Source organism: Ehrlichia ruminantium, from assembly GCF_009728835.1.
GTDB lineage: Bacteria > Pseudomonadota > Alphaproteobacteria > Rickettsiales > Anaplasmataceae > Ehrlichia > Ehrlichia ruminantium_B.
Genome location: NZ_CP033455.1, coordinates 497699 through 513884, shown reverse-complemented (window position 1 = coordinate 513884; position 16186 = coordinate 497699). Strand labels below are relative to the sequence as shown.

Genomic DNA, 16186 nt, shown 5'->3' with positions numbered 1-16186 from the left:
AAACAACAGCACTACTAATTTTCAACAAAGTAATTATTCTTAAACAATGATATAAACATCCTATATAAGTAGAATATCAAAACCATTATACAAGCAACACAACAATCCACTTCAAATCAAAATAATATGCTTCTCCAGCTAACATCAAAAAACTCAATCTACATATTGTATATATTCAGAACTGCAAGCATATTATACAACACTCTATTGTATATATACATACAAACATAAATGATTTGATAACTTTAAAATTATTTACAATAAAACTGCAGACTAAGTATAAAGAGTACTATCTATAACTATACTAATAAAAAAGCCCATTTTAACATTCTTGATTAATTGTAATCGATAAATATTAACAGTAAACCCTGATACTGAAGCTGCTATAGTGCAACCTATAGCACCACATATTAATATCATGACTTATTCCAGACAAAAAACGCATTATTACGCCAATAACATAATTACACATTTATTTCTAATTATCATAATATTATATAATAAATAATCTATACTAGAATACTACTACACCTGTTTTATCAAACAAATATTCACACAATTATAATTTACATACATTATATATTAAATACAACAACACTATGTAATATCTTAATTTAGAAAAATAAGATATAGTAAAGTACTTATAGCTGCGTAAATATATTATTAGATAGGTATATAATGTCAAATATCAATAGCAATCTTGAAGATATTATCACACATATTGATGCATCTTTAAACGTAAAATGCACCATGCAAGATAACATAACACTAATATTACATTCAACACCACAAAATATTTATGATCACATTTTATTTTTACGCAATGACAAAAAGTGCAAGTTTCAAATCCTAATTGATATCTTCACAGTAGATTACCCACATAGAGAAGCAAGATTCGACGTAATTTATTCACTGTTGAGCATAATTCATAATATAAGAATTTGTTGTAAAGTTCCATTACATGAAAATGAAAATATCACATCTATTACTAATATCTTTAATGCTGCAGGATGGTTTGAACGAGAAGTATTTGATATGTATGGAATACTATTTAGCAATAATCCAGACCTAAGAAGAATTTTAACAGATTATGGATTTTCTGGTCATCCAATGCTTAAAGATTTTCCTTTAAGTGGATATAAAGAAGTACGATACGACATATCAAAAAAGGAAGTAAAATATGAACCTGTAAATCTACAACAAAATTTTCGGTCATTTGATTTCCTATCTCCGTGGAAAGAACACAAAACCTAACATAATTACATATATGGGATAATACTGGATAGACTTCATTTAACAAAATATCGCATTAGTCCAATAGCAATTTATGAATAGCATTATCAGTACTACAATATATTAACAATAACGTATTACTGTATAATTGGTACTATTGAGTGTGGTATTCTTATATACATAAACTAATGAGTAACCTTACAACTGTCACATTACTTCACTTAAGCTAATACTAAAATAACAAGAAACTTACTAACTAATATGCAATTTAATAATTATATCAGCTTAAAATATTCAGCACTATATACAAACATTTATTCGTAGACTGATACAACATTACTGCCATACGAGTTGCACATAACCATATTGTAACCACAAATATGTTTACAATATATTTCACAGTTACAAGAATACATAACATAGTGATTACAATAAACATAAATAAAAAACCAGTAAATTCAATATATTAGTTCTTTTTAGTTATATAATAATCACACAAAAAAAGTACATTCTATTATAAAAATACCCATAAGTTCTACTAATACAGATTCACACTAAAATAACACCACAATAATATTTTTAAAAATATAATATCTATATATTATAAGACTATATCAAGTATTTAAAAAATAATAAAGAAATTCAGTAAGTTCTATAACTAACTTTTTATTTTTCGCGATATAATAATTAGTCACAAAAAATACATTTCCACTATAAAACTATCCATAATGGGCTAAAACTAATACTGATAAAGATCCTCACCTTTGTTTATGTAACGCTTCATTACTTGAATATGACCCTAGTGACAATACATTCGTTACATCAAATAGAAATATAACCAATATACTCACATCATACCTGTGTCATCTGGTAGATCCGCAAGCTTTCAGTACTTTATTTCATAACTTTTATTATCTTCGCAGTCCTAAACATCAAGGAGATGTTATAATTCTCACTGGAAGAAATACTGATAATAATGAAGAATTTTATTTATCTGCAACATTAGAAAGAAATAATACTAATACAAACTAAGATTAAAATAACATAATTATTTCTGGCTACATCACCAATATCTTATCATTAAGTCCAAACATTGTAGGTATATAGAAGTTACATAATTGCAAAACTGTATACTGTGATACTGTTTCTCTCTGAAATGTTAACATATCAGTAAAATTAGCCATTAAATATCATGTATATACTGTAACTGGCGATGCAAGTTTTCTGTTATAAATACTTTATGATTAAAAATATTAAAAGTGTAAATTAACTGTAACTATTTGTATATCATCATAATAACATACTCATAAACATAGAATTTAAGAACACAATACTTTATACATTATATACCTATATTAGGTACATAAAATAGCTACAATACGGCTGCATAAAAGTAATTTGTAGGTCAAACCATAACATAATTCTTACAAATTATTCTTCCTAAATTTATTAGGCATATAGTTCTCATCATGTTTAGCTAAAATTTCATTTGCAATAAACTGATTATCCACCATTCTTCCTTTTGCTACTATCCAGCTACCCTCTGAAAATAAAGGAGGCAATATTCCTTTATATGTTACTTTAATATAATTTTTTAAATCTGTTATATGAAAAGCAATAGAATCATCATATTTTTGTACAGTATCTTTCACTACCATACCTCCTACCCTAATATTAGATCTATTAGAATACAAGCTATTTGATAATATTTCAGTCGGCGTATAGAAAAAAGATACATTATTTCTTAACTTACCCAATACAAAAATAACAGAAGCACCAAAAATACTAAACGCTATAATAATAATGCACAATCTCTTATATCTACGTTTCATCTTTCTGAGTAATACTTTCCAAATCCTTTTTACTTTTGCTATAACCACAAACTATAAAAGCACTTAAACCAACCAATAAGCCCGCACTTATAACATAAGCAAGAATTAAGAAAATCATATAGTATAACTCTCATTAAGTGAAGTTAAAGATTCTAAAATATCAAAATCTGTCATATCAAATTTTAGTGGTGTAATTGTAATATATCCTTCATCAATAGCTTTAATACTACCATCACATTGACTTCTATTTTTTTTATCTGGAGTAATTCTGCTAATTGTATAAGATGTATTGCTATTAGAATCCCCATTTTTTTCTATTTCATTACATGGAACGTACTTTCCTTGATTTGTAAATTTAATACCTTTTGCTGGCATCAACGGAAAATTTACGTTCATAACAGTAGATTTATTCCAAAATGAAATGTTCATTAACATTTCTATAATCTGTTTTAAAAATTTTTGAGGATTAACCCAATTTATCTCTCCACTCTTGCTATTATATTCTTGACTAATTGCAATCGATGGAATATTAACCGCAGCTCCTTCTGCTGCTGCAGCTACAGTTCCAGAATACCATATATCATTTCCTATATTAACACCATGATTTATTCCAGACAAAATTAAATCAGGTTTATGATCCATAATCTTCATCAATGCAAGAAAAACACTTGTAGATGGTGTACTATTAACAATAAATTCAGTATCACTTACCTGATGAACTTGCGTTTCAACATTTAACCCTACTGACCTACCAGACCCACTACAATTATTCAGTGGAGCAACTACCCATACCTCTGATGCAATACCGGACCTTATTACTATTTCCTTTAGTGTTTTTATGCCATTAGCATGAAAACCATCATCATTACTTAATAATACCCTCATGGTACTTCTATTCCTTAACTATATTTAGATTATACAATATAAATATAACATTCATTACACAATGTTATACAACACAATTATATTATAATTAGTTCTTAATATATATCTAGATAAATATATCTTTTCTCGAACCAGTTATAAATACCATATATCACGAAAAACTAATAGCTTTATATTGTATATCATCTATAAATGACAACTACCTATTAGTAATTCATATAATTAATAACAAATTTAATATTTAAAAACACTAAAATAATTTGATCCTGATAACTAACTCATTATAAAATACATACTATTTATAATCAGAAAAAATAATATATAAATAAACTCTTACGTGCCACTTTTAATTTTTCACTAGACATATTGACACTCATATTACATATAAAATTTCCATCATAAAATACATTAAAATTCAAACTTATACATAACAACATGTCAACCAACTAAGATATATATTAACTCTTACTATTTAAACACAACAAACATACAATCAGTATACATATACTATGCAATAAATTTTTTTTATATTAGTCCCATAAATAACAATTCTTTAATATAGAATTTCAGAATATACAAAAAAATTATCATAATAATTACATAATTACCTTTAATCAATTATGTATTACAATCTTCAATTGCACAAATCTACTATTGATGCAAGAATAGTATCAATCATTTGTACCGGATCACTACTTGTAGTAATTGGACGTCCTATTACTAAATAATCCGCTCCAGACAATATTGCATTTCTAGGATGTTCAGTCCTTTTTTGATCATTGTAGTCATCTCCTAACCTTATACCTGGAACTATAACTTTCAGATCTCTATCACATTGAGCACGAACTTCCTTTACCTCAAGAGGAGAACATACTATACCATGTAACCCCACTTTTTGAGCAAGTTTTGATAACAAAACAACTTGTTGCACTGCAGAATTATTAATCCCCACTTCCCCTAAATCATCAACATCAATACTTGTAAGTACAGTCACACCTATTATCTTCAGCGTACTACCAAAGATAACATCCATGGCTCTCTTCATCATTTCTTGACCACCACTAATGTGAACAGTAAGCATAGCAATATTAGAAGACTTGATTACTGATATAGCCTGACTTACAGTATTAGGAATATCGTGCAATTTTAAATCAAGAAATATTGGAATTCCACAATCAGATATTTTTTGTACACCAGACAGTCCATATGTTACAAAAAACTCCAGTCCTAGTTTCACCATAGATATTTTTCCATATAGCATCTTTGTCAACTGCAATGCCCTATCAAAATCATGAGTATCTACCGCACAAATAACTGGATTATGCTTCATAAAAAAACTCTCTAAAATATAAAAACATACAAATAGTTGTAGTCATTTTACACTTTTAATATTTTAAGTCATCAAACATTTACAATAGCAAATTTACACGACCATTCAAAACATGTACCTAATATATTAAGCAACTAATTTTACTAAGATATTGACATTTCAAAGTAAAATACCATTACACTATATAATCTATATATACTAGAAATACTTTACACTTGATTACAAAATATTAGTTATATAATTAAAGTTGTAACTAACTATACATCAAAAACAAATATTTTTAGTAACCTTAGAAAACCTAATTACTACAATTGTTTCAAACCAATAATTAAGTAATCTACAAACTTGACTTAAATATCTAAAATGTCACTGAATAACACTTGCACAAATCAATATATAAATTATCAAGTCTATAACGCATAAAAATGTTCAGCACATTTCTTAAAAAGCCTAAAAAAATTATCAGTTGTTAAACTACTTACTTCCTCTATGCTTATATCCCACAATTTCGCCAAACATTGTACAACAAATTTTGTTCTCGCAGGTTCATTTTTTTGTCCACGATATGGCTCAGGAGATAAAAATGGAGCATCCGTTTCTACTAATACACGATTTTTAGGAGTAAAACGTGCAACTTCCTGAACAACTTTTGCATTCTTAAAAGTCACTATCCCGGAAAAAGAAATATATAAACCAAGTTCAATAGCTTTTATCGCTAATTCTTCTGAAGATGCAAAACAATGCATAAGTCCCAAAAATGGTTTTTCATTCATTTCTGATACCAAGATCTCTATCATTCTTTTATCCGCATCTCTTGAATGAATGATTACAGGCAATCCTGTCCTTCTAGATGCATCTATATGAGCTAAAAAATTCTTTTCTTGCTTAACCGCATCTCCACACTTATAAAAATCTAGACCAGTCTCGCCCAAACCAATTACCTTAGAATGGTGTGATAAACTTACAAGCTCCTCTACTGAAACAGACTCACCATCAGCACTATTAGTAGGATGTACACCTACTGAAAAATAAACTTGTTTATAACTTTCCGATATTGTTCTCAGGTTAGCATATTCAGTAAGGGTAGTACATACAGTCTGCATAATACTAACATTATTTTCTTTAGCATTAGAAATTATAACTGGTAATTCCTCTACATTAAAATAATTCAAATGACAATGTGAATCCACAATCATATATACTTAACATAATACCAATTATTACAACCATCTTAGTCGAATACTAATACGTATTACAAGCACAAAATCAAAATTTAATTAAAAGATATAATTTACAATAAACTTTCAATTACATAAAGTAAAATATCAACACTAACTAAAAATATATAATAAATGTCATTATCTATAGAATTAACTATAAATATATTATCATTACAAAAGACAACGGCACTATATACCCAAACTATATATAATACAATTAAAATATACCATATTAACTCAAAAATAAACTAGCACCACAATATATATTGAATATAAGATAAATACTTTACAACATTGAAACTACATAATCTAAATTTAACAGTCAGTCAATTATACAAAAAAAATATAATATATAAGAACATACCTTTATTATGAAATATCTTTTTATAAAGATTCAACTTATGTAAATATACAGTACCTTGGTATATGTATTTTGTACAAAAGTACATACATCAATACCTTTGTGTGCATTATTAATCAAAGTTACATACTAAAAATCTGTTTTTACTTATAAAATCATCTATAGATAAACACCATTAACCTAAAAAAATTCCAAGACAACCTGACAGAAACAACACACATTTTCTAACTATTAAATGTGGTTAGCTAATTTTCTATACATTTTGCTGAAGTGATATTTTATCAATCCAATATACTTATATAAACCAAAAACCTACTACACATTTATAAGTAAATAACAAATTAAACTACACACTAAAAAACTTTAATAATTTTACAGAACAATACATTTCCCAAATTACTCGATTTACCCTAACTTTACACACACCATCTTTAAACTGGTATACTGTCAATCTACCCATTATCATACAAAAAATGACAAATCAAACTACATACATAAAAAATTTTAAGATGATTTTACTGTCACAATATTTACGACACGTCCTGGTATGATATACATATTCTTTACTAGATCACTACCTATTTTTCTTTGAGCTACTTCTAAAGCAATACTTTTTAAGGTATCATCATCAATATCATTTGGAACAGATACTGCCTTTATAAACTTCCCATTAACTTGTACAACAATATTAACATTCTTCTTAACAAGTAATTCTGAATTTATTTTAGGCCATGATTGATTCCATAACATCCCATGACCTCCTACAATTTCCCATAATTTTTCTGCTATGTGAGGAATAAATGGTTCTATTACTCTAATCAAAATATATATCGCTTCACTTACTACATGATGATTAATTGATAATCTTATCATATCAGAAATAATATTACTCAATTCACGAAATTTAGCTACTGCACAATTAAAACGATAAAATTCTAAATCATTAGTAATATCATTTAAAATCCTATGTACATTAATTCTGTATTCCAAAGTATCACTTGATATATTATCACACACAAAATTTTGCTCTATTTGATCATAATCAACTATCATCTTCCATAGTTTATTTAGATATTTACTTACACCTTCTATATTCTCATCTAACCATTCTATATCACGTTCAGGAGGAGTATCAGATAATATAAACAATCTTGCAGAATCAGCACCATATTTATCAATAATATAATCAAGATGTACTACATTTTTCTTCGATTTACTCATTTTTTCAGCCCTACCCACAGTAACATATTTACCTTCCTGTATCATCTTTCTACCTTCTTCAGGAAATAAATAGTTACCATCTTCATCTAAATATGTAGCATGACAAACCATACCTTGTGTTATAAGATTAGAAAATGGTTCTTTAATATCAAAATACTCACACTTAGTTAATGCCCTACAAAAAAATCTAGAATATAATAAATGCAATACTGCATGTTCTATACCACCTACATAATAATTAACCGGTAGTAATCTATTACACACATCTCTATCTATACCTTTACTTATTCCACAAAATGCTGCAAAATACCAAGAAGATTCAAAAAAAGTATCAAAAGTATCAGTTTCACGTTCAGCATCAGCACCACAAGAAGGACATTCTGTATACTTCCAAGTAGGATGATTATCTAAAGGATTACCAGATTTTGTAAAATCAATATCTTCAGGCAAAGTAATCGGTAAATCTTTCTTGTCAACAGGTACTATGCCACATTTTTTACAGTATATTACAGGTATAGGACATCCCCAATAACGCTGTCTAGATATTCCCCAGTCATGTAACCTATAGTATACTTGTTTTTTACATATTCCTAAAGACATGAGCTTCTTGATAATGCTTTCCTTTGCATCATCAACTGTCATGCCATCTAAGAATTCAGAACATCCCATAATACCTGAACCTGCATATGCCTCTTGTTCTAAATTGACATCCTGTTCAGGAAAAATTACCTGCTTTATTGGTAAAGAATATTTTTTAGCAAAATCAAAATCCCGTTGATCATGTGCTGGACAACAAAATACAGCCCCTGTTCCATAGTTCATTAAAACAAAATTCGCAGCATATATAGGCAAATCTATATCTAATAAAGGATGTTTTGCAACCAGCCCAGAATTTATCCCAAATTTTTCCACTGTATTAATAGATGCTTCATCTATTAAATTCTTTCTATCAAAACTATTAATCTGCCGAATTAACTGTACATCATTAATACATTTTAAGATCGGATGATCAAAAGATATCGCAATAAACGATGCTCCAAATAGTGTATGAGGAGCCGTAGTAAAAACTTGCAAAACCTCATTAACACCTATAACTTTAAAATCTATAATAACACCTTCTGATTTCCCTATCCAGCGCTCTTGCATCAATTTTACTTTTTCTGGCCATTGATTTAACAACTTCAAATCAGCCAATAATTCTTCTGCAAAATCAGTAACTTTTAAAAACCATTGAAATAATTTTCGTTTTTCTATAACAGCACCAGAACGCCATCCTTTACCATCTATAACTTGTTCATTCGCAAGAACAGTTTTATCAACAGGATCCCAATTGACTAGTGATTCTTTACGATAAGCCAATCCACACTTAAGAAAATCAAGAAAAAATTCTTGCTCATGTTTGTAATACTCTGTATTACAAGTAGCAAGCTCTTTATCCCAATTATAGGACAATCCTATAGATTTTAACTGACATCTCATATTATCAATATTTTTTTTAGTCCAAATTTGCGGACTTATATTATAAGATAACGCAGCATTTTCTGCAGGTAATCCAAAAGCATCCCACCCTATAGGATGAAATACATTTAAACCACAAGCTCGCTTATATCTAGCAATAACATCTCCTATTGTATAATTACGTAAATGCCCCATGTGTATATTACCAGAAGGATAAGGAAACATCTCTAACACATAACACTGTACGTCTTGTACATTAACTTTGAAATTCCATTTTGCCTGTATATCTCGCTCAACTTCCTTAAAATTATAATGCATAGTGTCCCATTGGTAATTGAGATAATTAAACTTATACTTAAATTTTTTATAACATCTTATGTAGATAATTCAAGCAATACAAATATTTTGACTTAAAAAACATATAAAAAATGCATTTTTCATATGTAAATTCTCAAAAAATGTACATTATATACTTCATCATCAATAAATTATAAAGTGATTTAATATAATATTTTTAACATATGGATTAATTTATCAAATATACATGAAAAAACAATATTTGCTAATTTATCGATGCATGATAATGTTTTATTAGTATAAGTATTTAAAATATTAATACTTTTTTATAAAAAATAAAATAATAATATAAAAATTGTAATATATATATTCTATTATTAAGTTAGGTATAAAGTAACTAAGTATTATTTTTTAAATATTGATTGATTGACCAAGGTTATTTTGTCTTTGTAGATTTATGGTATAAAATTATGACAACAATAAGTAAAACTAATGATTACAGCATTAAGTATAGAATACTGAAATTAATAAAGGATATTACATATAATAACCACTGGAATCAAGTGACCTCTGCAAAAATTTTAGGAGTAGATCAACCAAAAATATCACATATAAGTAATGGAAAAACTGCTGGATTTTCTCTAGAACGCTTACTTATATTTTTATTACGGTTAAAATGTGAAATCAACATAACAATCACTGTCAACAATTCAGAAATTGCGCTAATTAATAAAGACAATATGACTGATAAATCTCTAGAATCTATTAATCTAGTTATATTACAAAAAAATAATTAGCCACATAGATTCTTAATATTGCATAATTTCTTATTCATGCTATAATTAAACCTTTATTTATGTTAGGTTATTAATGGCACGTCTTACGGTTGAAGAATGCATGGGGCGCACTAACAATAAGTTTAAGTTAGTTATCTTGGCAAGCCAAAGAACTCATGATTTAAACTCTGGAGCATGCCCAGTAGTAAAACACAAAAACAGTAAAAATACTATTGTTGCTTTGACAGAGATAGCAAATGAACAATTGGATGTGCACCTTCTATTTAACTTGGCTGTACAAAGATGCAGGAAGTACATGGAGAAATTTATCAATTCAGATGAATCATATGTCACTCATAAGCATAAGAATAATGTTGACATATTTCAAAAAAATACAAACAGTAATCCTGGTGAATTAGATGCTAACTCATCAAATAGTGAAGCTTCTAAGTTTTTAGATGGAGATAATTTTTTTCTCACTAAAAAGGAATAAGTTTGGCACATCAGTTAAAAATCTATTTTTTAAGCTACTTTGTTGTACAAGTTTTTTTTTTGGCACACACATGTAAATTTATAATTGCTTCACTTTTTTATGTATAATATCATAAAAGTAAGTGTGTGATTATAAGCAAACTATTAAAAAGAAATGTCAAATTATTCAGATGATGTTGATGGTGTAGCATTGTGGAGTTCTATTGCTGCAACAGCTACTCCAATCAATAATAACAAGGTTATTCAAAAAAAACAGGTAAAGAAATATAGTACATTCTGTACTAATATATTTTTACAAGATAGCTACTACATAAATAATCATACAGTACTACCAAATAACACATCAAAACCCAACAATCAACAATCAACAACAAATGGAATCAACCTAGACAAAAATACTAAAAAGAAGATAGATAAGGGAAAGTATCACATAGATGCTGTATTAGATTTACATGGGTATACACTAGATACAGCTTACATTACATTAGTAAACTTTATCATTAAAAGCTACAATACATCAAAAAAGTGCTTACTAATTATCACAGGTTGGGGAAGTAAAAGTCAAGGTACTAATAATAGCATAAAAAGTAATTTCAATAAGTGGTTACACAATGAACAAATAGCAAGTCTAATATTATACTGTAAAGAAGCTATTGGTATACATGGAGGGAAAGGTGCATTTTATTTACTAATTAAAAGTAAAAAAAAATCCAAATGAAATTTTTTGATACTATATATAATCACAACACACATCTAATTAACCATCAATATTTAAATATTCCAGATACAACTTTATCATTAAAGCTTTCAACTACTCAATGTAATCAGAAATTACTATCACTAAAAAAATTTAAATAAAACCCATTTTCATACATAAACACAACACACATCCTACCAAACATTAATTTCCTAAACGCTTAAATATTCAGATCACCAAAGCTTTTAACTATTCAACATAGTCAGACATTACCATCACTAAAAAATTTAAATAAAACCCACTTTCATACATAAACACAACACACACCCTACCAAACATTAATTTCCTAAACGCTTAAATATTTAGATATAATTTTATCACTAAAGCTTTTAACTACTTAATATAATGAGAAATTACCATTATCACTGATTAACATATATTAAACTTATAATAATTAATTTAATAGTTTTTGTACAAAATAAGATATCAAATCAATATAAATACGTACAACTTATCATATATTGTAAATAACATAATATTTAGTTATGGCTCATTTATATGTTTCTTATAAAGCTTAATCTTTTTACAATTATAGACATAAATTAAAATAACATATACTATACTTTGCATATATTACTTCATTAATAAATATGAAAATGGATCTCAATACTACATTTCCTTCATCATGCAAGGAATACATAGCAGGTAAAATTTACAAGAATATTCAAATTGGTATGCGTAAGATTTCTTTCAACAACGATACTGAATCAATCCTAATATATGATACTGGTGGACCACATTCTGACAAAAATATACAAACAAATATAAACAATGGTATTAAAAAACTACGGCTTGATTGGATAACAGATAGACAAGATGTAGAGTATTACGATAAACATACGATAAACACAAATCCTAGTACGGCATTTCCTTTACAAAACAACAAAGCTCTAAAAGCTAAAAATGATAAACCAGTAACTCAGATGTTCTATGCACGAAATAATATTATCACTCCAGAAATGGAATATATTGCAGTACGAGAAAACTCTTTAATACAAAAAGTTCTGTCATACATACCAAATATTATAACCCCAGAAATCACACCAGAATTTGTACGACAGGAAGTAGCTGCTGGTCGAGCAATCATTCCAGCAAACATTAATCATCCAGAATCAGAACCCATGATCATTGGAAAAAACTTTCTAGTAAAAATCAATGCCAATATTGGAAATTCAGCAGTAATCTCAGATGTCACCGAGGAAGTTTATAAAATGATACATGCGATTATATATGGTGCTGACACAGTAATGGATTTATCAACAGGGAATCATATACACAATATTAGAGAATGGATTATTAGGAATAGCCCAGTACCAATAGGCACAGTACCCATATACCAAGCACTTAACAAAGTAAATGGAATAGTAGGAGAACTTAATTTTAATGTTTTTAAAGAAACACTAATTGAACAAGCAGAACAAGGAGTAGACTACTTTACTATACATGCAGGTGTATTAAAAAATCACATTCAATATGCAACTAATCGATTAACTGGTATTGTATCCAGAGGTGGAGCTATTATTGCACAATGGTGCACCATACATAATAAAGAAAATTTTCTTTATACAAATTTTGAAGAAATATGTGACATTATGAAAAGCTATGACATTGCTTTTTCTTTAGGAGATGGACTTAGACCAGGTTCCATAGCAGATGCAAATGACAAAGCACAGTTTTTAGAATTACAAACATTAGGAGAACTCACAGACATTGCGTGGAAACATGATTGTCAAGTCATGATAGAAGGCCCAGGACATATACCAATGCACTTAATTAAAGAAAACATGGAAAAACAGGTACATTTTTGTAAAGAAGCTCCATTCTACACTTTAGGACCACTAACTACAGATATTGCTCCTGGATATGATCATATTACCAGTGCTATAGGTGCAGCAATGATAGGATGGTATGGTACTTCTATGTTATGCTATGTAACACCAAAAGAGCACCTTGGATTACCAAATATTAATGACGTAAAAGATGGAGTAATTGCATATAAAATAGCAGCACATGCAGCAGATTTGGCAAAAGGCAATCCTTCTGCCTATGTAAGAGACTATGCATTAAGTCACGCAAGATTCAACTTTAGATGGCATGATCAATTTAATTTATCACTTGATCCAAAAACAGCTAAATCTTTCCACGATGAATCTCTTCCTTCCGAGCATGCAAAATCTGCACATTTTTGCTCAATGTGTGGGCCAAAATTCTGTTCAATGAAATTAACACATCAATTACAAAATAACCTGACTGAATAAGTAAAAACTTACTAATAACAACGTTTCTATTGAAAAGTCAGAATTATATCAAACCTATGATACAAACAACTAAATACGCAATAAAAATATTGACTATCAGATTATATACAATTAGTAATACCAAATTCCATTGTTCAGCCACACTATGTCTCAAAATATACAATTTTGTACTAACATAATACCTAAATAAAAAGTCACCTTAATATTATCAAACAATTGCATTACAGATAATATATTGTAATAACATAAATTTAAAACAACAATATCCTTACTGAAAATTCCGTACCATTTTTAGCTCTATAGTACAAATACTGAAACACACACAATAAAAACATTTACTATTAAATATAACCTATACACCAGTACTTAATTTCACTTTTTTATCTAGACCATATGCTAAAACATATACTTTCGCATTAATATCATGCTACGTAAAAAGTCACTTTAATACTATCACACAATTGTATTACAGATAATATATTGTAATAACATAAATTTAAAACAACAATATCCTTACTGAAAATTCCGTACCATTTTTAGCTCTATAGTACAAATACTGAAATACATATAACAAAAACTTTCACTATTAAATTACAACCTATATACCAGTACCTAATTTCACTTTTTTATCTAGACCATATGCTAAAACATATACTTTCGCATTAATATCATGCTACGTAAAAAGTCACTTTAATACTATCATACAATTGTATTACAGATAATATATTGTAATAACATAAATTTAAAACAACAATATCCTTACTGAAAATTCCGTACCATTTTTAGCTCTATAGTACAAATACTGAAATACATATAACAAAAACTTTCACTATTAAATTACAACTTATATACCAGTACCTAATTTCACTTTTTTATCTAGACTATATGCTAAAACATATACTTTTGCATCAATATCATGCTACGTAAAAAGTCAATCTAACTATATACATTTTATTTTTCATAATAAATCTAACATCTATTTCTCAATATCATATCTATACTAGGTAGTTTTAAAAATAAAAAATCACCTTTATTGTAAAAGCAAACATAAATATTATTACAAACTAACAATACTATTTCAGCACAATTTACTTTTGATAATTCCTGACATACATAAATCATTAGAACATATTTATGCACATAATCTTTACTATTAAAACGCTAGTATACAATAAAGCGTTAATCATATAGAATCTATTTACTACTGAAATAGTGATATCAATGTTAAAACTTTTCAAAGATGCAGGATAACAATAATGCAAATTTTGGTATTATAACCTAACCGTTATATAGGATTTAGAAATATCAATATAATTCACTAGAAAAATCTTTTATAAAATCACCTTATTAATCAACATAACAACTAATTAATTTAGGCATTACATTCAATCTTACGATCTATTTGACAAGCTATATTCTTAACTTGTGATATAACATAACCTTTATTCAATCCAGTATTGATAGTAAAATCTGAAAGTCGTTCCCTCTTATGATCAGATAACTGTACTTTAGAAATTAATTCAAATTCACGCCTTGACAAACCACGCTTTAATAACCTTGTCCATTGTAAAATATTACTAACTTTCACATGAATAACAAAATCACAACAACCATGGTAATTAGATTCTACCAACAGAGGAACATCCAATACTACATATTTTGTTAACCTTCTACTATTGTACAGAATAAAATCTTTCTGTATAGACCAGACTATTGAATGCAACTCAGATTGAAACTTTACCCACAGGTCATCATAAAGTAAAAAATAATTCCTGAGATTATTCTTATCAACAACTCCATTATTTACAGAACTCGGAAAATATGATCTTACAAGTTCTATAACATTACTGTCAGAATTATATAAATCACTTACTACATTATCAGCATCAAATACTGCTGCCTTAAAAAATCTGCTAAAATAACTAGCAACCAAACTTTTTCCAGATCCTATTCTACCTGTTAACCCTAAAACTACCATATAGTTACAACTAATAACAAAACATAGGAAACTAAATATGTATAATATAGGCCATACATATTTTAAATATTGCACCAAATATATTCAC

At 27.9% G+C, this 16186-nt stretch carries 13 protein-coding genes; 5 read left to right on the top strand and 8 right to left on the bottom strand.

What is annotated here, in order from left to right; all coding sequences use genetic code 11:
- Positions 1-273: 273 nt before the first annotated feature.
- Positions 274-420, bottom strand: a complete 147-nt coding sequence (locus EDL80_RS01660; protein ID WP_158406474.1) for a hypothetical protein — start codon at positions 418-420, stop codon at positions 274-276.
- 258 nt (positions 421-678) lie between these two features.
- On the opposite strand from EDL80_RS01660, the gene EDL80_RS01655 reads away from it, so the two are divergent.
- On the top strand, positions 679-1254 hold the full coding sequence (locus EDL80_RS01655) for an NADH-quinone oxidoreductase subunit C (protein ID WP_158406473.1): 576 nt from the start codon (positions 679-681) through the stop codon (positions 1252-1254).
- 1403 nt (positions 1255-2657) lie between these two features.
- Here EDL80_RS01655 and ccmE read toward each other — a convergent pair.
- The 6 genes from ccmE to leuS all read right to left on the bottom strand — a co-directional run bounded on the left by ccmE (position 2658) and on the right by leuS (position 9858).
- Complete coding sequence (gene ccmE, locus EDL80_RS01650; protein ID WP_158406472.1) at positions 2658-3065, bottom strand: cytochrome c maturation protein CcmE; 408 nt, start codon at positions 3063-3065, stop codon at positions 2658-2660.
- Positions 3055-3183: a hypothetical protein gene (locus EDL80_RS05100; RefSeq protein WP_269144132.1), complete on the bottom strand. Its 129-nt coding sequence runs from the start codon at positions 3181-3183 to the stop codon at positions 3055-3057. Before EDL80_RS05100 ends, ccmE begins: the two co-directional genes overlap by 11 nt.
- Positions 3180-3950, bottom strand: a complete 771-nt coding sequence (gene surE / locus EDL80_RS01645) for a 5'/3'-nucleotidase SurE (RefSeq protein WP_158406471.1) — start codon at positions 3948-3950, stop codon at positions 3180-3182. Before surE ends, EDL80_RS05100 begins: the two co-directional genes overlap by 4 nt.
- A 634-nt stretch (positions 3951-4584) precedes the next feature.
- Positions 4585-5280, bottom strand: coding sequence for an orotidine-5'-phosphate decarboxylase (gene pyrF, locus EDL80_RS01640; RefSeq protein ID WP_158406470.1), 696 nt, complete (start codon positions 5278-5280; stop codon positions 4585-4587).
- 410 nt (positions 5281-5690) lie between these two features.
- Positions 5691-6476, bottom strand: coding sequence for a TatD family hydrolase (locus tag EDL80_RS01635; RefSeq protein WP_158406469.1), 786 nt, complete (start codon positions 6474-6476; stop codon positions 5691-5693).
- An 889-nt stretch (positions 6477-7365) separates the two neighbouring features.
- Positions 7366-9858 carry a leucine--tRNA ligase gene (gene leuS, locus EDL80_RS01630; protein ID WP_158406468.1) on the bottom strand — a complete coding sequence of 831 codons (2493 nt, stop codon included), beginning with the start codon at positions 9856-9858 and terminating at the stop codon, positions 7366-7368.
- Between the two features lie 449 nt (positions 9859-10307).
- Between leuS and EDL80_RS01625 the strand changes: the two genes are divergently transcribed.
- From EDL80_RS01625 to thiC, 4 genes are all read left to right on the top strand, one after another.
- The gene (locus tag EDL80_RS01625) at positions 10308-10634 is read left to right on the top strand and encodes an XRE family transcriptional regulator (RefSeq protein ID WP_158406467.1); all 327 of its coding nucleotides are present in this window, start codon (positions 10308-10310) and stop codon (positions 10632-10634) included.
- 73 nt (positions 10635-10707) lie between these two features.
- Positions 10708-11106 (top strand): DNA-directed RNA polymerase subunit omega, encoded by a 399-nt coding sequence (gene rpoZ, locus EDL80_RS01620; RefSeq protein WP_158406466.1) that lies wholly within the window; start codon positions 10708-10710, stop codon positions 11104-11106.
- Between the two features lie 153 nt (positions 11107-11259).
- Positions 11260-11823: a Smr/MutS family protein gene (locus EDL80_RS01615; protein WP_158406465.1), complete on the top strand. Its 564-nt coding sequence runs from the start codon at positions 11260-11262 to the stop codon at positions 11821-11823.
- A 629-nt stretch (positions 11824-12452) separates the two neighbouring features.
- Positions 12453-14120: a phosphomethylpyrimidine synthase ThiC gene (gene thiC / locus EDL80_RS01610; protein ID WP_158406464.1), complete on the top strand. Its 1668-nt coding sequence runs from the start codon at positions 12453-12455 to the stop codon at positions 14118-14120.
- Between the two features lie 1372 nt (positions 14121-15492).
- Here the strand turns inward: thiC and coaE are convergent.
- Positions 15493-16098: a dephospho-CoA kinase gene (gene coaE, locus EDL80_RS01605; protein WP_158406463.1), complete on the bottom strand. Its 606-nt coding sequence runs from the start codon at positions 16096-16098 to the stop codon at positions 15493-15495.
- Positions 16099-16186: the final 88 nt, after the last annotated feature.